The 19967-nt window shown below is 63.8% G+C and carries 15 protein-coding genes; 2 read left to right on the top strand and 13 right to left on the bottom strand.

Annotated elements, in window-relative coordinates; genetic code table 11:
- Window positions 1-49: 49 nt before the first annotated feature.
- From hrpB to QFZ88_RS14070, 7 genes are all read right to left on the bottom strand, one after another.
- A complete protein-coding gene (gene hrpB, locus QFZ88_RS14040) occupies window positions 50-2506 on the bottom strand; it encodes an ATP-dependent helicase HrpB (protein ID WP_024923345.1) in 2457 nt (818 codons plus the stop codon).
- An 86-nt stretch (window positions 2507-2592) separates the two neighbouring features.
- Window positions 2593-3420 carry a dipeptide ABC transporter ATP-binding protein gene (locus tag QFZ88_RS14045; RefSeq protein WP_024923346.1) on the bottom strand — a complete coding sequence of 276 codons (828 nt, stop codon included), beginning with the start codon at window positions 3418-3420 and terminating at the stop codon, window positions 2593-2595.
- The gene (locus QFZ88_RS14050; RefSeq protein ID WP_024923347.1) at window positions 3417-4268 is read right to left on the bottom strand and encodes an ABC transporter ATP-binding protein; all 852 of its coding nucleotides are present in this window, start codon (window positions 4266-4268) and stop codon (window positions 3417-3419) included. The genes QFZ88_RS14045 and QFZ88_RS14050 overlap by 4 nt, the downstream gene beginning before the upstream one ends.
- Window position 4269: 1 nt before the next feature.
- The gene (locus tag QFZ88_RS14055; RefSeq protein ID WP_024923348.1) at window positions 4270-5187 is read right to left on the bottom strand and encodes an ABC transporter permease subunit; all 918 of its coding nucleotides are present in this window, start codon (window positions 5185-5187) and stop codon (window positions 4270-4272) included.
- A gap of 1 nt (window position 5188) precedes the next feature.
- Window positions 5189-6196 carry an ABC transporter permease subunit gene (locus QFZ88_RS14060; protein WP_024923349.1) on the bottom strand — a complete coding sequence of 336 codons (1008 nt, stop codon included), beginning with the start codon at window positions 6194-6196 and terminating at the stop codon, window positions 5189-5191.
- A gap of 65 nt (window positions 6197-6261) precedes the next feature.
- A complete protein-coding gene (locus tag QFZ88_RS14065; RefSeq protein ID WP_024923350.1) occupies window positions 6262-7854 on the bottom strand; it encodes an ABC transporter substrate-binding protein in 1593 nt (530 codons plus the stop codon).
- Between the two features lie 155 nt (window positions 7855-8009).
- On the bottom strand, window positions 8010-8969 hold the full coding sequence (locus tag QFZ88_RS14070; RefSeq protein ID WP_024923351.1) for a hypothetical protein: 960 nt from the start codon (window positions 8967-8969) through the stop codon (window positions 8010-8012).
- Window positions 8970-9030: 61 nt separating this feature from the next.
- Here QFZ88_RS14070 and QFZ88_RS14075 point away from each other — a divergent pair, with 61 nt between their 5' ends.
- Window positions 9031-10734, top strand: a complete 1704-nt coding sequence (locus QFZ88_RS14075) for a long-chain fatty acid--CoA ligase (protein ID WP_024923352.1) — start codon at window positions 9031-9033, stop codon at window positions 10732-10734.
- A 134-nt stretch (window positions 10735-10868) separates the two neighbouring features.
- Window positions 10869-11213, top strand: coding sequence for a hypothetical protein (locus tag QFZ88_RS14080; RefSeq protein ID WP_024923353.1), 345 nt, complete (start codon window positions 10869-10871; stop codon window positions 11211-11213).
- Between the two features lie 71 nt (window positions 11214-11284).
- Here QFZ88_RS14080 and QFZ88_RS14085 read toward each other — a convergent pair whose 3' ends face one another.
- From QFZ88_RS14085 to QFZ88_RS14110, 6 genes are read right to left on the bottom strand one after another with little or no spacing between them, the layout of a single operon-like run.
- Complete coding sequence (locus QFZ88_RS14085) at window positions 11285-12226, bottom strand: 2-hydroxyacid dehydrogenase (protein WP_024923354.1); 942 nt, start codon at window positions 12224-12226, stop codon at window positions 11285-11287.
- A 48-nt stretch (window positions 12227-12274) separates the two neighbouring features.
- Complete coding sequence (locus tag QFZ88_RS14090) at window positions 12275-13906, bottom strand: ABC transporter ATP-binding protein (protein ID WP_024923355.1); 1632 nt, start codon at window positions 13904-13906, stop codon at window positions 12275-12277.
- Window positions 13903-15051: an ABC transporter permease gene (locus tag QFZ88_RS14095; protein ID WP_024923356.1), complete on the bottom strand. Its 1149-nt coding sequence runs from the start codon at window positions 15049-15051 to the stop codon at window positions 13903-13905. The genes QFZ88_RS14090 and QFZ88_RS14095 overlap by 4 nt, the downstream gene beginning before the upstream one ends.
- The gene (locus QFZ88_RS14100) at window positions 15048-16151 is read right to left on the bottom strand and encodes a microcin C ABC transporter permease YejB (protein ID WP_024923357.1); all 1104 of its coding nucleotides are present in this window, start codon (window positions 16149-16151) and stop codon (window positions 15048-15050) included. Before QFZ88_RS14100 ends, QFZ88_RS14095 begins: the two co-directional genes overlap by 4 nt.
- A gap of 45 nt (window positions 16152-16196) precedes the next feature.
- Window positions 16197-18062 (bottom strand): extracellular solute-binding protein, encoded by a 1866-nt coding sequence (locus QFZ88_RS14105; protein ID WP_024923358.1) that lies wholly within the window; start codon window positions 18060-18062, stop codon window positions 16197-16199.
- Entirely contained in the window at window positions 18062-19948 is a 1887-nt protein-coding gene (locus QFZ88_RS14110; protein ID WP_024923359.1) for an extracellular solute-binding protein, read from the bottom strand. Before QFZ88_RS14110 ends, QFZ88_RS14105 begins: the two co-directional genes overlap by 1 nt.
- Window positions 19949-19967 lie beyond the last annotated feature (19 nt).

Here is a 19967-nt window from a genome sequence, read left to right on the forward strand (position 1 = left end):
CATGCCTTCTATCGCGCGGGCGGGGACGGCGCCAGTTCGGAGCGGTCGTTCAGGTGCCGCGTGGCTTGGCGCGGCTGGTGGCGGCTGCCTCGAGCGGGTTTTCCGGCCAGACATGCCTGGGGTAGCGGCCGCGCATGTCCGAACGCACATCGGCCCAGGAACCGCGCCAGAAACCGGGCAGATCCCTGGTCGTCTGGATCGGCCGGTGTGCCGGCGACAACAGTTCCAGCGTCAACGGCACCGTGTCGTTGGCGATCGAAGGATGACGGCCGAGGCCGAAAAGTTCCTGCACGCGGATCGCCAGCACCGGCGCCTCGCCATCGTAGCGAATGGGAACACGGCTGCCGGAGGGCGCGTCGAAATGGGTCGGCGCCAGCGCATCGATCCGGCGCTGCAGGTCGTGCGGCACCAGGCTGGTCAATCCGTCGATCAGCGCCGCACCTGAAATCGCATCGAATGAAGCCTTGCCGGTGAGGAAGGGGGCCAGCCAGTCGTCCAGTCTTTCGATCAGCGCCGCCTCGCTCATCTCCGGCCAGGGCGCGCCAAGGCCGCGGTGCAGCCAGGCGAGGCGGTTGCGCATGGTCTCCGCTTCCTTGTTCCAGGGCAGCAGCGTCAACCCGTGTTCGCGCAGGGCATCGAGAATGGCGCGGTCGGCGTCGGCGCCGGACGGGGCCGGCAGCATCCGCTCCGCCAACACGATGGCGCCGAGCCGAACCGTCTCGCGCACGCGCACCACGCGCCTGTCGCGGTCGAAGCTGGTTTCGCGCCGGCTCTCGACGCGGTCGGCGAGCGCGTCGCGGATTTCCGTCTCGCTGGCTGCTGCCGCCGCGGTGATGCGTGCATTCTGCGCCTTGCCCTGCAGGTCGGCCACGACGAGGAAGGGTTCTCCGGCGAGCGGGTCGGCACCGTCGAGCATCGCGCCGGAACCATTGGCGAGCACGAAGCGGCCACGCTCGCCGCGCGCCTTGGCGACGCGGTCGGGCCAGGCGTTGATAAGCAGGGCGCCGGCCGTGCCGGCTTCGTGTCCGGCCGACGAGACCGTGCGCGCCAGTCGATCCGCCAGCTGGCGCGCCGCATTGGCGCGTGGCGAACGATCCGAGGCGAAGCGCATCAGCCGCCGTTCGAGATCGGCGCTGTCACCGCCCAGACCGCGTTCCGTGAGCAGGACGGCGAGCCGGGCCGCATCCTGCGCGCGGCCAGGACCCGCCTCGGCAACCATGTGGGCGAGTCGGACCGGCAGTGCCAGCTTGCGCATGGCGGCACCGGATTGCGTCAGCCGCCCGCTGTCATCGATGGCATGCAGTGCCTTGAGCAGCGCGCGCGCCTCGGCCAGTGCCGGGGCCGGCGGCGTGTCCAGAAAGGCGAGGCTGGCGGGATCGGCGACACCGAATGCGGCGCAGTCCAGCATCAGCCCCGAGAGGTCCGCTTCGAGGATTTCCGGCGGCGTGAAGGCTGGCAGCGCCGCGGTCTGCTCGGCCCGCCACAAGCGGATGGCGACGCCCGGCTGGGTACGGCCGGCGCGACCGGCGCGCTGGTCGGCCGAGGCGCGCGAGGCGCGCACCGTCTCCAGCCGGGTCAGGCCGCTGGCCGGTTCGTATTTCGGCAGTCGTGACAGGCCGGAATCGATGACGACGCGCACGCCGTCGATGGTGATCGAGGTTTCCGCGATAGCGGTGGCCAACACCACTTTGCGCCGCCCTTCTGCCGCCGGGCGAATAGCGGCGTCCTGTGCCTTGCCGTCGAGCTGGCCGTAAAGCGGCACGACGTCGGTGTCCGCGCCGACGCGGCCGGCGAGTTGCTCGGCCGTGCGTTCGATCTCGCGTTGTCCGGGCAGGAAGGCAAGCACGCTGCCGGTCTCGTCGGCGAGCGCCGCGCGGATGGCTTTAACCGTCGCCTCCTCGATGGGCACGCCGCCGGCGCGCTCCTGATAGCGGATATCGACCGGGAAACTGCGGCCCTCGCTTTCGATCACCGGGGCACCGGACAGGAGCCTGGCGACGCGCGCGCCGTCCAGCGTCGCCGACATCACCAGAAGGCGCAGGTCCGCCCGCAGCGCGCCCTGCACGTCGAGTGCCAGCGCCAGCCCGAAATCGCCGTCCAGCGAGCGCTCGTGGAATTCGTCGAAGATCACCGCCGAGACACCCGGCAGCTCCGGGTCGTCGAGGATCATGCGGGCCAGAACACCTTCCGTGACGACGAGGATGCGTGTCCTGGCCGAGGTACGGTTCTCCATGCGCATGGCATAGCCGACCGTGCCGCCGGGCTCTTCGCCAAGCAGGGCGGCCATGCGCCTGGCCGCAGCGCGCGCGGCGAGCCGCCGCGGCTCCAGAAGCACGATCTTGCCGGAACCGAGCCAGGGCGCGTCGAGCAGGGCAAGCGGCACCAGCGTCGTCTTGCCGGCGCCGGGCGGCGCCACCAGCACGGCACTGTTTTTGCCGGCGAGCGCGTCGGCCAGCGCCGGCAGCACCGCGGTGACGGGAAGATCAGGTAAGGTGGCTGCAATCATGGGGACGACGACCGCATGTCAGCCGCGACGGCGCGCAGGCCGACGCGGTTCACGGTGTCCGGTCGCGCAAGCACGAAGAGCGGCCCTCAGGCCGCCTTCTTGCGAGCCAACCTTGCCTTGATGCTTTCGACATCGGCACGCGGCGTCGCGGCGAACAGCGTCTTGGTGTAGCTGTGCTGAGGGTTGGCGAAGACCTCTTCGCGCGAGCCGTATTCGACCGCCTCGCCGAAATACATCACCATGACATCGTCGGCGATGTAGCGCACCACCGACAGATCGTGGCTGATGAAGACATAGGTCAGCTGGAATTCGTCCTGCAGGTCGGCGAGCAGATTGAGCACTTGCGCCTGCACCGAAAGATCGAGCGCGGAGACCGGCTCGTCCAGCACCAGCAGGCTCGGATTCAGCATCAGCGCGCGCGCGATCGCGATGCGCTGGCGCTGGCCGCCCGAGAACATGTGCGGGTAGCGGTTGTAGTGCTCGGGGCCGAGGCCGACCTTCTTCAGCATCGCCATGGCGCGGTCGCGCCGTTCGGAAGCCGGAACGTCGGTGTTGATGACCAGCGGTTCGCCCAGGATATCGCCGATCTTCTGGCGCGGGTTGAGCGACCCGTAGGGGTTCTGGAACACGATCTGCACCTTGCGGCGCATCTCCTTGGACAGGCCGTCCTTGGCGATGTCGACCTTGTTGCCGTCGATGAACAGCTCGCCGGCGGTCGGCGCGTCGATCAGCGTGATGATGCGTGCCAGCGTGGACTTGCCGCAGCCGGATTCGCCGACGATGGCCAGCGTCTTGCCCTTCTCGACCGAGAACGACACGCCCTTGACCGCATGCACGGTGCGGGCCGGCCGGAACATGCCGCCACCGACATGGTAGTCGCGCTTGATGGTCTTTCCTTCGACGACGACGGTCATGAGGCGGCTCCCGAAATAGCGGGCTCGAAGAGCATGTCGGAGACGGTCGGCAGCCGGTCGCCGGTGGCATTGTCCGGCAGCGCCGAAAGCAGCGCGCGCGTGTAGTTGCTCTTCGGGTTTTCGAACAGCGACAACACGTCGGCCTCTTCCATCTTCGTGCCCTTGTATTGCACGATGACGCGGTCCGCCGTTTCGGCGACCACGCCCATATTGTGGGTGATCATGATCAGCCCCATGCCGTATTCGGCCTGCAGGCGGACCAGAAGGTCGAGGATCTGCTTCTGGATGGTGACGTCTAGCGCGGTGGTCGGCTCGTCGGCGATCAAAAGCTTCGGATTGCAGGCGATCGCCATGGCGATCATGATGCGCTGGCACTGGCCGCCCGACATCTGGTGCGGGAAGGAATTGAGCCGCTCCTCCGGTTCGGGAATGCCGACCAGGGTCAGGAGTTCGATGGCGCGGGCGCGGCGCTGGACGCGGTCCATGCCCATATGCACGCGCAGCACTTCCTCGATCTGGTAGCCGGCCGTAAAGCACGGGTTCAGGCTGGCGATCGGCTCCTGGAAGATCATCGAGATGTCCTTGCCGACGATCTTGCGGCGCTCGGCCGCGTCGAGGCCGAGCAGGTCGACGCCGTTGAAGCTCATGCGGTCCGCCTTGACCGTAGCCGAGGGCGGCAACAGGCCCATCACCGCCAGCATCGAGACCGACTTGCCCGAGCCGGATTCGCCGACGATCGCCAGCACTTCGCGCGGTTCGATCGCAAGGTCGATGCCCTTCACCGCCATGAACGGTCCGCTCGATGTGTCGAACGAGACCGTCAGGTTCTTGATTTCCAGCAACGCCATCTCAAGACCTCTTCAGCTTGGGGTCGAGCGCGTCGCGCAGACCGTCGCCGATCAGATTGATGGCGAGCACGGTGATCAGGATTGCGAGGCCGGGGAAGGTGACGACCCATGGCGCGCGCAGGATGAACTCGCGTGCCGAGGCCAGCATCGTGCCCCATTCCGGCGTCGGCGGCTGCGCGCCCATGCCGAGGAAGCCGAGTGCCGCGGCTTCCAGAATGGCGTTGGAGAACGACATCGTCGCCTGCACGATCAGCGGCGCCACGCAGTTCGGCAGGATTGTCACCAGCATCATCCTGATATGGCTGGCGCCGGCGACCTTGGCCGAGACGACATATTCGCGGTTCTTTTCGGCCATGACGGCCGCGCGGGTGAGGCGGGCGAAGTGCGGTTGCAGCACCAGCGCGATGGCGAGCATGGCGTTGAACAGGCCGGGCCCGAGGATCGCCACCAGCACCAGCGCCAGAAGCAGCGACGGGAAGGCGAGGATGATGTCCATCACGCGCATGATCAGCGCGTCGACCCAGCCGCGGAAATAACCGGCCAGCACGCCGAGCACGATGCCAGACGACAGCGCGAAGACGACGACGATAAGGCCGATGAACAGCGAATAGCGCGCGCCATAGATCAGCCGCGAGAGGATGTCGCGGCCGACCGCGTCGGTGCCCAGCAGGAACGTTGACTTGCCACCTTCATACCAGGCCGGCGGGGTGAGCAGCGAATCGCGGAACTGTTCGTCCGGCAGATGTGGTGCCACCAAAGGCGCGAAGACAGCCATCAGGACAAGGAGGGTGAACACCACCAGGCCGATGACGGCGCCGGTGTTCATGGAATAGTAGTGCCAGAATTCGGCGAGTGCGCGCTGCCGGGGGCCGGTGGGCACCGTGGCGGCGGTGTTCTCGCCTGCGGTTTGATCAGTCATGTCATTGTACCCGGATACGGGGGTTGATGACGGCGTAGAGCACGTCAACGACGAGATTCACGGCCATGACGATGAGGGCTATGATGAGCAGCCCGCTCTGCACGACGACGTAGTCGCGCTTGCCGATGGCGTCGATCATCCACTTGCCGATACCTGGCCAGGAAAAGATCGTCTCGGTGAGGATGGCGCCGGCCATCAGCGTGCCGACCTGCAGGCCGATCGTGGTGACGACCGGGATCAGCGCGTTGCGGAAGGCATGCAGGCCGATGACGCGACGTGGCGCGAGGCCCTTGGCTCGCGCGGTGCGCACATAGTCTTCGCCCAGCACCTCGAGCATGGCTGATCGCGTTTGTCGTGCGATGACGGCAAGCGGGATCGTGGCGAGCACGATCGACGGCAGGATGAGGTGACTGACGGCCGAGGAAAATGCGCCGGGCCGGCCCGAAATCAGGCTGTCGATCAGCATGAAGCCGGTGACGGGCTTGAAGAAATATTGCAGGCCGATGCGGCCGGAAACCGGGGTCCAGCCAAGATAGCCGGAGAAGAAGATGATCAGCAGCAGGCCCCACCAGAAGATCGGCATCGAATAGCCGGTCAGCGCCACGCCCATGGTGGCCTGGTCGAACCAGGAACCGCGCTTGACGGCGGCGAAAATGCCGGCGGGAATACCGATCACGATGGCGATGATGAGGGCGACGGTGGCGAGTTCGAGCGTCGCCGGGAACAGCGTCATGAATTCGCCGAAAACCGGCCGCTTCGTGGAGAGCGAGATGCCGAAATCGCCGGACAGGACGTTCACGATGTAATCGAAATACTGAACGACATACGGGCGGTTGAAGCCGAAGCGTTCGATGAGTTCTGCATAGCGTTCGGGGCTTACGCCGCGCTCGCCTGCCATAGCGAGGATCGGGTCGCCGGGCAGAAGCCTTACGAAGGCAAAGGCCGCCAGCGAGATGCCGAAGATGGTTGGCACGATGAGCGCCAGTTTGTGGAGTAGATAGCGGAACATGGACCTTAATAAAACGGCGGCGCTGAAAGTCCAGCGCCGCCGTTCCCTATTTAGCGTTTGAAGCCTTATTCGGTGACGTCAACACCGTCGAAACGGTGGATGCCGAGCGGATCCATGGCGAAACCGACGACCTTCTTGTTCATCGGCATGAACACCTTGGAGTGCGCAATCGTCAGCCACGGGGCTTCCTTCTTGAACACTTCCTGGGCCTTCTCATAGATCTTGGTGCGTTCGGCGACGTCCGTGGTGGCCTTGCCCTTCTGCAGCAGGTCCTCGAACTCCTTGTTGCACCAGATCGCGTAGTTGGACTGGCCGATGGCCGAGCAGCCGAGCAGGAACAGGAAGTTGTCCGGGTCGCCGTTATCGCCGGTCCAGCCGAGCTGGAAGGCGCCGTCACGATCCTTGGCCTTGCCGCGTTCGCGGTATTCGGTCCACTCATAGGAGACGATCTCGGCCTTGACGCCGACCTTGGCATAGTCAGCCTGGATCAGCTCCGCGACGCGCTGGGCGTTCGGGTTGTACGGACGCGACACCGGCATCGCCCAGATCTTCATCTTGAGATCCTTGACGCCTGCTTCGGCCAGCATCTTCTTGGACGCTTCAGGATCGTACTGATCGTCCTTGATGTCCTTGTTGTAGGACCACATCGTCGGCGGGATCGGGTTGACGGCCACCTGGCCGGCGCCCTGATAGACCGCGTCGATGATCGCCTGCTTGTTGACGGCCATGTTGAGGGCCTTGCGGACCTCGACCTTGTCGAACGGCGCGACGGTCGTGTTGTAGGCCATGTAGCCGATGTTCAGGCCTTCCTGCTCGGCAACGTGGAGGTTGGTATCAGCCTTCAGGCCGGCGATGTCCGCCGGGGCCGGATAGGACATGATATCGCACTCGCCGGCCTTCAGCTTCTGTGCGCGGACCGCCGGGTCCGTGGTGATCGCGAAGATCAGGTCGTCGATCTTCTGGCGGCCGCCGAAATAGCCGTCCCAGGCCTGATAGCGGATGACCGCGTCAACCTGGTAGTCGACGAACTGGAACGGGCCGGTGCCGACGGGCTTCTGCGAGAACTGCTGCAGCGTGCCGGCCTTCTGGAGCTGGTCGGCATATTCCTTCGACACGATCGAGGCGAAGTCCATGCCGAGGTCGGGCAGGAAGGCGACTTCCGGCTTGTTCAGCACGAACTTGACGGTGTGGTCGTCGACCACGACGATTTCCTTGAGCAGGTCCGGGAAGCCCATGCCGGCGAAGTATTCCCAGCCGGTGCCGGCCAGGTAGCTGTACCACGGGCTGTCCTTCTTCCACTGGCGCTCGAAGGAGAACTTGACGTCTTCGGCGGTGAGTTCACGGGTCGGCTTGAACCAATCGGTGGTCTGGAACTTCACGCCCTTGCGCAGCTTGAAGGTGTATTCCTTGCCGTCGTCGGAAACGGTCCAGCTCTCGGCGAGGCCGGGCGAGATGGTGGTCTTGCCATGGTCGAATTCGACCAGACGCGAATAGATGGTGCGCGACGATGCGTCGAAGTCGTTGCCGCCGCTCCACGGCGACGGATCGAAGCCTGCCGGCGACGCTTCGGAGCAGTAAACCAACTGCTTGGCGTTCGCCACGCCACCAATGACGGTTGCGGCCAGCAACGCGGCCGCAAAAGTCAGTTTCGTTTTCATTGAGCACTCCCTGGTGTTCTGCCAAGCCCCTCTATAGGCTCGCGAAGCGCGCATATAAGCACCGTTTTTGTGGTATTGGAACTCCCTGTCTGCCTAGCAGGCCGGTTTGGGAATGAAATTCTATCAGACTTGAAAATTGCGATATAAATGTTTCGCTATTTGCTTATCACGGGAATGTGAAAGCCTGTATCTTTCGTTGAGGTGCAAAAACCTCCTACGACCCATTCGGGCAAAAAAGGACGCGCCCAGCGGGCTATAGGCATCGCGTCGCAGAATCCTGCCCGGGTGCCGTTGGGGCAAGACTTGCACGGCGATGAATTGTCGCAATACATAGTCGACAGAAGGGTTTTCAGCGCCAATCGGCGTCGGTCGCATCGCACAAGCCCCCACCCAAGAGGGGCCTGGCCGGCCCAGCTATCGTCCAGGGAGGAGCACGTGGTGAAGGCAGCGAAGACGACGGGTGCGACGAAGGCAGCGAGCAAGGCGCCAGCCGCCGCAGCGAAAGCGCCGGTGAAAGCGAAGGCCGCGGCGGGAAAACCCGCCGTCAAGGCAGCGCCGCCCAAGACGACTGCAGCCAAGGCGACCAGTGCAGGTAAGGCCGCGCCCGCCGCAAAGCCGGCATCGAAGCCCACGGCACCCAAGGCAGTGTCCGCAAAGTCCACCAAGACCGCTCCTGTGGCATCTTCGGCCCAGTCATCCAGGAAGGCGGCTTCGGCGAAAGCGCCAGCCAAGCCCACGGCCGCCAAAACCGTCTCCGCGAAACCTGTCGCTCCGGCCAAGCCGGTTACGGCCCCGACAAAAACCTCGACCGCGAAGGCACCGGCAAAGGCCGTCGTAGCCAAGGCCGAAACGGCTCCGGCAAAACCGGCCCCAGCGGTGAAGAAAGCGGCGGCGCCGGCGAAAAAACCGGCCAAGACCGCAGCCTCGAAACCAGTCCCTGCCAAGACCGCGCCGCCGGCGGTTGCCGCTGCCGCGAAACGGCCTGCGAAGAAGGCGGCAGCGAAGTCCAAACCGCAGCAGGCGAAGGCTGCTGCAAAGACCGATGCGGCGAAGGTTACAGCCGCGCCCAAGGCCCCGGTGAAGGCCGCCGGCAAGGCTCCGGCAAAGGCTGCCAAGACAGCGAAGCCTGCTGCCAAACCTGCGAAGACCACCGCTGCCGCGGCCAGCGCGAAGGAGCTGCCAAAGGCGATCGCGGCACTGGCCGCCGGCCAAGCGGCAAAACCCTGGCTCGCCAGCTACCCGAAAAACATCCCGGCCGAACTCGGACCGATGCCGGCGGCTTCGATCGGCGATTTCCTGGTCGACACCTGCCGGCAGTTCGCCAGCCGTCCTGCCTACACCTGCATGGGCAAGACGCTGACCTATGCCGAGCTCGAGCGGCTTTCGGCCGGGTTCGGCGCTTATCTGCAATCGCTCGGCCTCAAGCCGGGGGCCCGCGTCGCGTTGATGATGCCGAACGTTTTGCAGTATCCTGTGGCGATGATGGCGGTGCTGCGGGCCGGTTACATCGTCGTCAACGTCAACCCGCTCTACACGCCGCGCGAGCTTGAGCACCAGCTGAAGGATTCCGGCGCCGAGGCGATCGTCATCCTGGAGAATTTCGCCACCACCTTGCAGGCGGTCATCGCCCGCACCCAGGTCAAGCATGTCGTCGTCGCGTCGATGGGCGAATTGCTGGGCGGCCTCAAGGGCGCGATCGTCAATTTCGTCGTACGGCGGGTGAAGAAGATGGTGCCGGCCTGGTCGCTACCGGGGCATGTGCGCTTCGGCGCCGCGCTGCGCGCCGGCCAGGGCATGAGCCTGAAGCCGGTCAAGGTTGTGCTCTCCGACGTCGCCTTCCTGCAATATACCGGCGGCACCACCGGCGTCTCGAAAGGGGCGACGCTGCTGCACTCCAACATCCTGGCCAATGTCGCCCAGAACGCGCTGTGGACCGAGGACGCTTATGTTTTGAAGCCGAGGCCGGCACAGGTGATCAACATCTGCGCGCTGCCGCTCTATCACATCTTCGCGCTGACGGTGAACGCGATGATGGGCATGCAGATGGGCGCGCATTGCATCCTCATCCCCAACCCGCGCGACATTCCCGGCTTCGTCAAGGAACTGCAGAAATACCCGTTCAACATCTTCCCGGGCCTCAACACGCTGTTCAACGCGCTCCTCAACAACGAGGATTTCCGTAAGCTCGACTTCAAGCCGCTGATCCTGACGCTGGGCGGTGGCATGGCGGTGCAGAAGGCTGTGGCGGATCGCTGGAAGGCGTTGACCGGCGGCGCCATCACGGAAGGATACGGCCTGTCCGAGACATCGCCCGTGGCGACGGCCAACAAGTTCAGCGCCGGCGACTACACGGGAACCATTGGTCTGCCGTTGCCGTCGACGGAAATCGCGATCCGTGACGAGGATGGCAATACGCTGCCCTTCGGCGAGGTCGGCGAGATCTGCATCAGAGGCCCGCAGGTCATGGCCGGCTACTGGAACCGTCCCGACGAGACCGCGAAGGTGATGACGGCCGACGGCTTCTTCAAATCCGGCGACATGGGCTTCATGGACGACAAGGGCTACACCAAGATCGTCGACCGCAAGAAGGACATGATCCTGGTTTCCGGCTTCAACGTCTATCCGAACGAGCTGGAGGACGTGGTGGCGCAGCACCCTGGCGTGCTGGAAGTGGCCGCTATCGGCGTGCCGGACGAGCATTCGGGCGAAGTGCCGAAATTGTTCGTCGTCAAGAGGGACCCGGGGCTGACCGTCGAGACGCTGCTCGCCTATTGCCGCGAGAACCTGACCGGCTACAAGCGGCCGAAATATATCGAGTTCCGCACCGAGTTGCCGAAAACCAATGTCGGCAAGATCTTGAGGCGCGAACTGCGCGGATAGTTCCGGCTGAGATCGGGCTCGCGGCGCGGCTGTTCGCGCGGGGGCAGCGTGCCGTTTCGAGGCTGCGGTTGCCGTGGTTGCGGGCCATGGTGCCGGCATGCGAAGTTGCCGGCATTACCGATGGAGATTCGCCGATGGTGCCGAGAACGTCCGCTCTGGTCCTGCTGCTGCTTCTGGCTGGCTGCGCCGGCGATTACTCGCTGGTATCGCGGCAGGACGCCGACCTGCAGTCGTCGCTGCAATACGACAAGGTCGAATGCAAGCAACTGATCGCGCAGCGCGATGGCCTCGCCAAGGCGAATGGGCTGACGTCGAACGCCAAACCGGTCTTCGCTGAAACGCCGCTCGGCCTCGGCCCAGTGCTGCCGGACATCCGGTCGGCCAAGCGGCAATCATCCGACAAGGCCTCCGCCCAGATCGATGCGATGAACCGCTCGCTGATCCGGCGTCAGTGCATCCCGAAGCCGGCCACGACTTGATCGGGACGGCTTCTGCCCAAAAGTCCAGCGTCTGAAGCGGTGTGCTGCGGCTCGGACCGGGCTGGAAAAGCCTAGTAGCCGGCGGCGCGGTCGACCGTGTTTTGCAGAGCCTCGCCGCGCTCCACGGCTGCCATCTGAGCCAGCATGGTCGGCACCAGGTGATTGGGGTCCGACGTGGCGGCCGCATGCGGCGTCACATAGACCTTCGGGTGGCTCCATAGCGGGCTTGTCTTGGGCAGCGGCTCCACCTCGAACACGTCGAGGCTTGCCTCCTTCAGGGTGCCGTCGTCCAGCGCGCGCAGAATGTCGGCATCCTTCTGCAGGCGGCCGCGGCCGGCATTGATCAGCACGGCGCCGCCGAGCCCGTTGCGTCGCCGCAATTCCTTCAGCAGGCCGTAGTTGACGATGCCCTGGGTGGTCGGCGTCAAGGGCAGAAGCACGACCAGGATATCGGTGGCGTTGAGGAAGGGGATCAGCCCGTTGTCGCCAGCATAGGTGGTCACACCCTCCATCGGCCGCACGGAGCGCGACCAGCCATTGACACGAAAGCCCAGCGACAAAAGCACCGAGGCGGCCGCACGGCCGAGCGTGCCCAGCCCCATGATGCCGACCGAAATATCGTTGGCCGGCCGTTGTTGCGGCTCGTGCCAGGTCTTCTTCTGTTGCTGGTGGCGATAGAGCATGCCCTGGCGGTGATGGTCGAGAACGCGCCAGACCACATATTCGGTCATGTACTGGGTGAGGTTGTCGGCCACCACCTTGACGATCGGCACGTTGGGCAGGCCGGGATCGTTGAAGATATGGTCGACGCCGGCGCCGATCGAAAAGATGGCGCGCAGATTGGGCAGGCCGGCAAGCAGGTTCGGCTTGTGTTTCCACACCACCGCATAGGTGATCGACGGGTCGTCCTTGCCGGCCGGCTCGGTCACCACGTCGCGTTCGGCCGAAAGAAGCTCATGCCAGCGCTGCGGGTGGAACCCGGTGACGGAAAGCAGGATGCGGCCTTTGTCCAGAACAGGCATTCTTTCTTCTTCCCCCGAATATGTGCTGAGGCCCGACCGCTATTCGCTGACGGCGCCGAGCGGCGCGGTCTCGATGCGGAAGGCGGCCGAGATCAGGGCCTTAGTATACTCGGTCTGCGGCCGCTCGAAAATTTGTTCTGATGGTCCAGCCTCGACCACCTTGCCGTTGCGCATGACAATGACGTCGTTGGCGAGCGCCCGGATCACCTTCAAATCGTGGCTGATGAACAGATAAGCGAGGTTATGCTTGGCCTGCAGGCTGCGCAGCAGATCCACAACCTGCGCCTGCACGCTCATGTCGAGCGCCGAGGTCGGTTCGTCCAGCATGACGAAGCGCGGCTTCAGCACCATGGCACGCGCGATCGCCACGCGCTGGCGCTGGCCGCCGGAGAATTCGTGCGGATAGCGGAAGCGCGTCGTGGGATCGAGCCCGACCTCGGTCAACACGTCGACCACACGCGTGTCGCGTTCGTCGGGCGTCAGCTTCGGCTCGTGGATCTTCAGCCCTTCCTCGATGATCTCTGCTATCGACATGCGCGGGCTGAGCGAGCCGAATGGATCCTGGAAGACGATCTGCAATTCGCTGCGCAGCGGTCGCATGGCGCCGAACGAAAGCTTGTTGATGTCGCGGCCGTCGAACTGGATCGCGCCGGTGGACGAGATCATGCGCGACAGCGCCAGGCCGAGCGTCGTCTTGCCGGAGCCGGATTCGCCGACCACGCCCAGTGTCTGGCCGGCGCGCACGGTGACATCGATGCCGTCCACCGCCTTCACGTGATCGACCGTCTTGCGGAAGAAACCCTGCTTGATCGGGAACCAGACCTTGATGTCGTTGCCGCGCATGACCGCCTTGGCCGTCTCGTCGGCGACCGGCGGCCGGCCTTTCGGTTCGGCGGCAAGCAGATGCCGCGTATAGGCATGCTGCGGATTGGCGAAGATTTCCCTGGTCGGGCCGGTCTCCACGATCTTGCCCTTGGTCATGACGCAGACGCGGTCGGCGATCTTGCGCACGATGCCGAGATCGTGGGTGATGAACAGCATCGACATGCCGTTCTTCTGCTTGAGCCTGGCCAGCAATTCGAGGATCTGCGCCTGCACCGTCACGTCGAGCGCCGTGGTCGGCTCGTCGGCGATCAGGAGTTGCGGTTCGTTGCCGAGCGCCATGGCGATCATGACGCGCTGGCGCTGGCCGCCGGACAGCTGGTGCGGATAGGCGTCGAGCCGTTTTTCCGGCTCGCGGATACCGACCTCGTTGAGCAGTTCCACGGTGCGCTTGCGTGCCTGCGCCTCGCCCATGCCCTGGTGCGTTCTGAGGATCTCGCCGATCTGCCGCTCGATCGTGTGCAGCGGATTGAGCGAGGTCATCGGCTCCTGGAAGATCATGGTGATCTTGTTGCCGCGCACGCGCCGCAGCTGCCGCTCGTCCAGCGAAAGCAGATCCTCGCCGCCGAACAGGATCTGCCCCGACGGATGGCTGGCGGGCGGATAGGGCAGAAGCTTCAGCACCGACAGCGCCGAAACCGACTTGCCGGAGCCGGATTCGCCGACCAGCGCTACGGTTTCGCCCTTGGCGATGTCGAAGGAAATGTGGTCGACGGCGGTCGAGACCTTGCCGCCTTGCAGGAAGGCAACCGAAAGGTCGCGGACGGAAAGAAGAGGGGTCTCGCTCACTTGAACGTCTTCCTCGGATCGAAGGCGTCGCGGGTCGCTTCGCCGATGAAGATCAGCAGCGACAGCATCAGCGAAATGACGACAAAGCCGGACAGGCCGAGCCAGGGTGCGTTGAGGTTGCGCTGGCCTTGCTTCAGCAGTTCGCCGAGCGAGGCCGAGCCGGGCGGCAGGCCGAAACCGAGGAAATCGAGCGACGTCAGCGTCGAGATCGAGCCGTTGAGGATGAAAGGCAGGAAGGTCAGCGTCGCCACCATGGCGTTGGGCAAGAGGTGGCGGAAGATGATGGTGTGGTTCGGCACGCCGAGCGCGCGGGCCGCGTTGACATATTCGAAGTTGCGGGCGCGCAGGAATTCGGCGCGCACGACACCGACGAAGGCGACCCAGGAGAACAACAGCATCAGGCCGAGCAGGATGAAGAAGCCCGGCGGCAGCACCGCCGCCACGATGAGCAGCAGATAGAGCACCGGGATGGCCGACCAGATTTCGATGAAACGCTGGAACAGGAGGTCGACCCAGCCGCCGAAATAGCCCTGAATGGCGCCCGCCGAGACGCCGATCAACGCCGAGCCGATGGTCAGTATCAGGCCGAACAGCACCGAAATGCGGAAGCCGTAGATGACGCGCGCCAGCACGTCGCGGGCCTGGTCGTCGGTGCCGAGCCAGTTCCAGTTGCCGACGACGCAGTCCGGGTCGGCTGCCTTCTGCGGATATTGCACGCAGCGTTTGTCGGCGCTGTATTGCCAGGAAGGCTTGGCGGGCGCCGCCTCCGGCACGGCGTTGTTGACGGTGCGATAGGAGTAGCGGATCGGCGGCCAGATCATCCAGCCATTGGCGTTGATCTCGTCGCGGATGACCGGGTCGCGATAGTCGGTGACGGCATAGAAACCGCCGAACTTCTCTTCCGGATAGGCGACCAGCACCGGGAACAGGATCTCGCCCTTGTAGGAGGCGATGATCGGCTTGTCGTTGGCGATGAACTCGGCGAACAGCGACAGCACGAACAGGACGAGGAAAATCCACAACGACCAGTAGCCGCGCCGGTTGGCCTTGAAGTTGGCCCAGCGGCGCTGGTTGAGCGGGGAGACGCGCGGTCGCGCCACCGGTGCGACCTCGGCGACGGGATTGGCAGCACGTTCGGCTGTCATACGTCCCTCCGCTCGAAGTCGATGCGCGGATCGATCCAGGTGTAGGTCAGATCGGAGATCAGGCTGATGAACAGGCCGATCAGGGACATGATGTAGAGATTGGCGAAGACGACCGGATAGTCGCGGTCGACCACCGATTTGAAGCCGAGCAGGCCGAGCCCGTCGAGCGAGAAGATGTTTTCGATGAGCAGTGAGCCGGAGAAGAAGGCCGAGATGAAGGCGCCTGGAAATCCGGCGATGACGATCAGCATGGCGTTGCGGAAGACATGGCCATAAAGCACCTGTCGCTGCGACAGGCCTTTCGCCCGTGCGGTCACCACATACTGCTTGCGGATTTCCTCGAGAAACGAGTTCTTGGTCAAAAGCGTCGTCGTGGCGAAGGCCGACAGCACCATGGCCGTCAGCGGCAGAGCGAGGTGCCAGAAATAGTCCAGGATGCGGTGCGGCCAGCTCAGCTGGTCCCAATTGTCGGAGGTCAGCCCGCGCAGCGGGAACCAGTCCCAGAACGAGCCGCCGGCGAACAGGATCATCAACAGGATGCCGAACAGGAAGCCCGGAATGGCGTAGCCGATGATGACGATGGCGCTGGTCCAGGTGTCGAAGGGCGAGCCGTCCTTCACCGCCTTGCGGATGCCGAGCGGGATCGAGATCAGGTAGGAAAGCAGGGTGATCCACAGGCCGATCGAGATCGAAACCGGCATCTTTTCAAGGATCAGGTCGACCACCGAAATGTCGCGGAAATAGCTGTCGCCGAAATCGAAGCGGGCATAGTTCCACAACATCAGCCCGAACCGCTCCAGCGGCGGCTTGTCGAAGCCGAACTGCTTCTCCAGCTTGGCGATGAATTCGGGATCGAGGCCCTGCGCGCCGCGGTATTTCGAACTCACGTCGCCGGCAACGTCGAAATTGGTGCCGCCGAGATCGCCGCCACCCCCGCCACCCAGCCGGTCGCTGGCGCTGCCGCCCTGGTTGGTCAGCTTGGCGATGACCTGCTCGACCGGTCCGCCAGGCGCGAACTGCACCACGGCGAAGGAAATCGCCATGATGCCGAACAGCGTCGGGATCATCAGCAGCAGGCGGCGCAGGATATAGGCGCCCATCAGGCTCTGCCTCGCGGGTCGCTGTGTCGGATGCCGTTCAAACCGTCAGGCTTTGCCAATCTTCGCCGCCTTGTCCTTATCCAGCCACCAAAGCGTCTCCACCGGGAAGGCATAGTCCGGTTTCGGCTCCTTGAAGCCGAACATGTCCCAGAACGCCACCCAGTGATTCGCGTTGAGATAGTTTGGAATCCAGTCGTGCCGCGCGCGCAAGACCCGATCGAGCGCGTGCATGGCAACGACCAGGCTTTGCCGGTCCTTGGCAACACCAACCGCGTCGATCAGTGCGTCGACGGCCGGGTCCGCGACGCCGGCGTAGTTCCGGGTGCCTGGCATCGCGGCACTGCGCGAATGGAAGAACTGTTCCATGTCGTCCTTCGTCGGCGTCGGTGAAAACTGAAACGCGACCACGACCAGGTCGAAATCGAACGCCGAAAGGCGCCGCTGATATTGCGGCGTGTCGACGATGCGGAAGGTGGCGTCTATGCCGATGGCGCGCATATTTTCGACGAAAGGCGAGAGGACGCGCGAAAACACCTCCTCGTCGGTCAGCAATTCCAGGGTCAGCGTTTCGCCCTTGTCGTTCTGGACAAAGGCGCCATTACGCTTCCAGCCGGCTTCGGCGAGCAGCCTTGACGCGGTGCCGAGCATCTTGCGGTCTCGGCCCGAACCGTCGGAGACCGGCTGCATCACCGCCTCGCCGAATGCTTCTTCAGGAACCTTGCCACGCAACGGCTCCATCAAGGCGAGTTCGGCGGCGGTCGGCTTGCCTTCGGCGCGATAATCGGAAAGTTCGAACAGCGATTGCGAGCGCTGGTAGAGACCGTAGAAGAAGTTCCGCTGCGTCCACTCGAAGTCGAAGCAGAAGCCGATCGCCTCGCGCACCTTGATGTCGTGAAAACGGTCGCGACGCTGATTGAGCGCCATGGCCTGCATGCGCGGCCGTTTCTCGGTCGGGAACTCGCGCTTGACGACCCTGCCTTCCTTGACGGCCGGAAAATCATAGTCGATCGCCCAGCTGCGCGAGACGGATTCCTCGCGAAAGAAGACGTCGCCTTTCTTGAGAGCCTCGAAATTGGCGCGGCGTTCGAGATAAAAATCGATGCGGATACGGTCGAAATTGTTCTGGCCGCGATTTACCGGCAAGTCCTTGCCCCAATAATCGGCGACGCGCTCATATTCGATGGTCTGGCCGGCAGCCACCTTGCCGACCCTGTAGGCGCCGGAGCCAAGCAACGGACGCATGCCGCCCTTGAACCCATTGGCCTCGATATCGGCCTTGGACAGGATCGGAAAGCCAATCAGCGAGAGGATGAGACGTTCGGTCTGTTTGCCGTCGAAAACCAGGCGCAGCGTCTGCTTGTCGTCGGCGATGGCATCAGCGAGATGCGCGAGCGGAATGGAGAAATCCGGAGCGCCGTCCGTCTTCAGAAGCTTGTAGCTGAAAGCGGCATCTTCCGCGGTGAGCGGCGAACCGTCGTGGAAACGCGCTTCGGGCCTGAGCTTGAAGGTGAAGGAATTGCGGTCAGGTGCAATCGTCACCGTCTCGGCGACCAGACTGTACGATGAATCGGGCTCGTCCAGCGCCGATGCCATGAGCGAATCGAAGCACAGTTCCATCCGGGGCGGCGCGTCGCCCTTGAGAATGAACGAATTCAGCGTGTTGAAGGTCTGCGGGTTCTGGTTGAACACCCAGCTGGACGGCGCGAAGTTGAACGTGCCGCCCTTCGGAGCGTCCGGGTTCACATAGTCGAAGTTCTTGAAACTGACCGCATATTTGAGGTCGCCGAAGGCAGAGAGCCCGTAAAGGGGTGTTTGTGTCGGGCTGGCGGCGAAGACCCGGCTCGGCAGAAGTGTCGCTGCGGCGGTCGCTGCGCCAAGCGCCAGCACTTCGCGGCGGGAAGGGCCCGCCATCAATTGAGGCCCTTGTATTTGGCGGCCAGCGCCTTTTCCTTATCGACGTCGATCCACCAGGAATCGAGATCCGGCCCGACATAGGTCGGCTGCTTGTCGGGAATGCCGAATTTGTTCCAGTAGGCCAGCCATACATTCGGGCGCGAAAACTGTGGCACCACGTAGAAATTCCACAACAGCACGCGGTCGAGCGCCCGGGTCGCGGCAACCTGATCTTCCCGGTTGGAAGCGAAGATAACGCGATCGACCAGCGCATCGACGACCGGATCCTTGATGCCGGAATAATTGCGCGAACCGGGCGAGTCGGCTGCCTTTGACGACCAGTAATCGCGCTGCTCGTTGCCGGGGGAGTCCGATTGCGGCAGCACCACGGTCGTCATGTCAAAGTCGAAATTGCGGACGCGGTTGACGTACTGGCTGCTGTCGACGAAGCGCAGCGTGGCGACGATGCCGATCTTGCGCAGCATGGCGACATAGGGATTGAGCGTCGCCTCGGCGCCTTGCCGGAAGTCGAGAATCTCGAAGGCGAAGGGCTGGCCGGTCTTGGTGTTGACCATCTTGCCGTCCTTGATCGCCCATCCTGCCTGGGCGAACAGGTCCACGGCGGCCTTCAACACCTTGCGCTCGGCCTGCGGCGTATCGAAGGCGGGGATCTTGAATTCGTCAGTAAAGAGCTTCGGCGAAAGCTTGTCCTTGTATTGATTGAGGATTTCCAGCTCCTTGCCCTGTGGCAGGCCGCTGGAGGCCAGCTCCTCGCTGCCGATGAAGTAGCTGGTGATGCGGGTGTTCAGCCCGAAGGACTGGGTGCGATTGATGGTGTCGAAATCGTAGAGATAAGACAGCGCCTGGCGCACGTGCCGATCCTGGAACAGCGGCCGGCGTGTGTTGATTCCGAAACCCTGCATGCGTTGCAGCGAGGTGGCCTTGAACTCCTTCTTGATGACGTCGCCGGCTTTCAGTGCCGGGAAGTCGTATTTTGTCATCCAGCCTCGGGCGCTGTTTTCAGCGTTGATGTCTTCCAGCCCGCCCTTGGTGAAGGCAAGCCAGGCAGCGCTGTCATCGAGAAAATAGACATAGCGCTTGGTGTCGAAATTCTCGCGGCCGATCTTCACCGGCAGTTTGGCTCCCCAGTAATCGGGAACCCGTTCCCAGACGATTTCGGCGCCGGCCTTGAAGCTTTTCACCCTGTAGGCAGCGGAGCCGAGCGGAATTTCCAGCGTCGGCTTGGTCACGTCGCGCTTGTTGCCCTTGGCGTCCGTGCCTTCCCACCAATGCTTCGGCAGGATGGCAAGGTCGCCCATGATCTTGGGCAGTTCGCGGTTGCCCTTCTGGTTGAAGCGGAATTCCACCTCGCGGTCGCCGACCGCCACCGCCTCGGTGACGTTGTCGAAATAGCGGTTGTACATCGGGCTGTTCGCCTTCAGCACGTTGAACGACCAGATTACGTCGTCGACGGTGATCGGCTTGCCGTCGTGCCATTTCGCGCGCGGATCGAGGCGGTAGGTGGCTGACGAATAGTCCGCCGGGTATTTGTAGGCTTCCGCGACCAGCGGATGGCTGACGCTGCCTTCGTCGATCGCCTGTTCCATCAGCGTGTCATAAAGCAGGCCGCCGCCGAACGCCGCGAAGCCAGCTGCCGGCGAGCCTTGAACGATGTAGGGATTGAAGCTGTCGAAGCTGCCCACGACGGTCGAATTCAGCGTGCCGCCTTTGGGCGCGTCAGGATTGACGAAGTCGTAGCGCTGGAAATTCTCGCCGTATTTCGATTCGCCGAGCAGCGAGGATGTGGTGCGCCATTCGTCGGCCGATGCCGCCTGGATGCCGATGACAAGGGCGGCACCCGCCGCCAGGAACTTCAAGGGCATACCGAGCCGGAAACGCTGCATTCGTGATCCTTCTGCCTAT

Source organism: Mesorhizobium sp. YL-MeA3-2017 (assembly GCF_030814575.1).
GTDB classification, from domain to species: domain Bacteria; phylum Pseudomonadota; class Alphaproteobacteria; order Rhizobiales; family Rhizobiaceae; genus Mesorhizobium; species Mesorhizobium terrae.

Bases quoted from the DNA above. Each gene is read 5' to 3' on its own strand.
- hrpB (WP_024923345.1), bottom strand. From the start codon at position 2,506: ATGATTGCAGCCACCTTACCTGATCTTCCCGTCACCGCGGTGCTGCCG.
- QFZ88_RS14045 (WP_024923346.1), bottom strand. From the start codon at position 3,420: ATGACCGTCGTCGTCGAAGGAAAGACCATCAAGCGCGACTACCATGTC.
- QFZ88_RS14050 (WP_024923347.1), bottom strand. From the start codon at position 4,268: ATGGCGTTGCTGGAAATCAAGAACCTGACGGTCTCGTTCGACACATCG.
- QFZ88_RS14055 (WP_024923348.1), bottom strand. From the start codon at position 5,187: ATGACTGATCAAACCGCAGGCGAGAACACCGCCGCCACGGTGCCCACC.
- QFZ88_RS14060 (WP_024923349.1), bottom strand. From the start codon at position 6,196: ATGTTCCGCTATCTACTCCACAAACTGGCGCTCATCGTGCCAACCATC.
- QFZ88_RS14065 (WP_024923350.1), bottom strand. From the start codon at position 7,854: ATGAAAACGAAACTGACTTTTGCGGCCGCGTTGCTGGCCGCAACCGTC.
- QFZ88_RS14080 (WP_024923353.1), top strand. From the start codon at position 10,869: ATGGTGCCGAGAACGTCCGCTCTGGTCCTGCTGCTGCTTCTGGCTGGC.
- QFZ88_RS14095 (WP_024923356.1), bottom strand. From the start codon at position 15,051: ATGACAGCCGAACGTGCTGCCAATCCCGTCGCCGAGGTCGCACCGGTG.
- QFZ88_RS14100 (WP_024923357.1), bottom strand. From the start codon at position 16,151: ATGGGCGCCTATATCCTGCGCCGCCTGCTGCTGATGATCCCGACGCTG.
- QFZ88_RS14105 (WP_024923358.1), bottom strand. From the start codon at position 18,062: ATGGCGGGCCCTTCCCGCCGCGAAGTGCTGGCGCTTGGCGCAGCGACC.
- QFZ88_RS14110 (WP_024923359.1), bottom strand. From the start codon at position 19,948: ATGCAGCGTTTCCGGCTCGGTATGCCCTTGAAGTTCCTGGCGGCGGGT.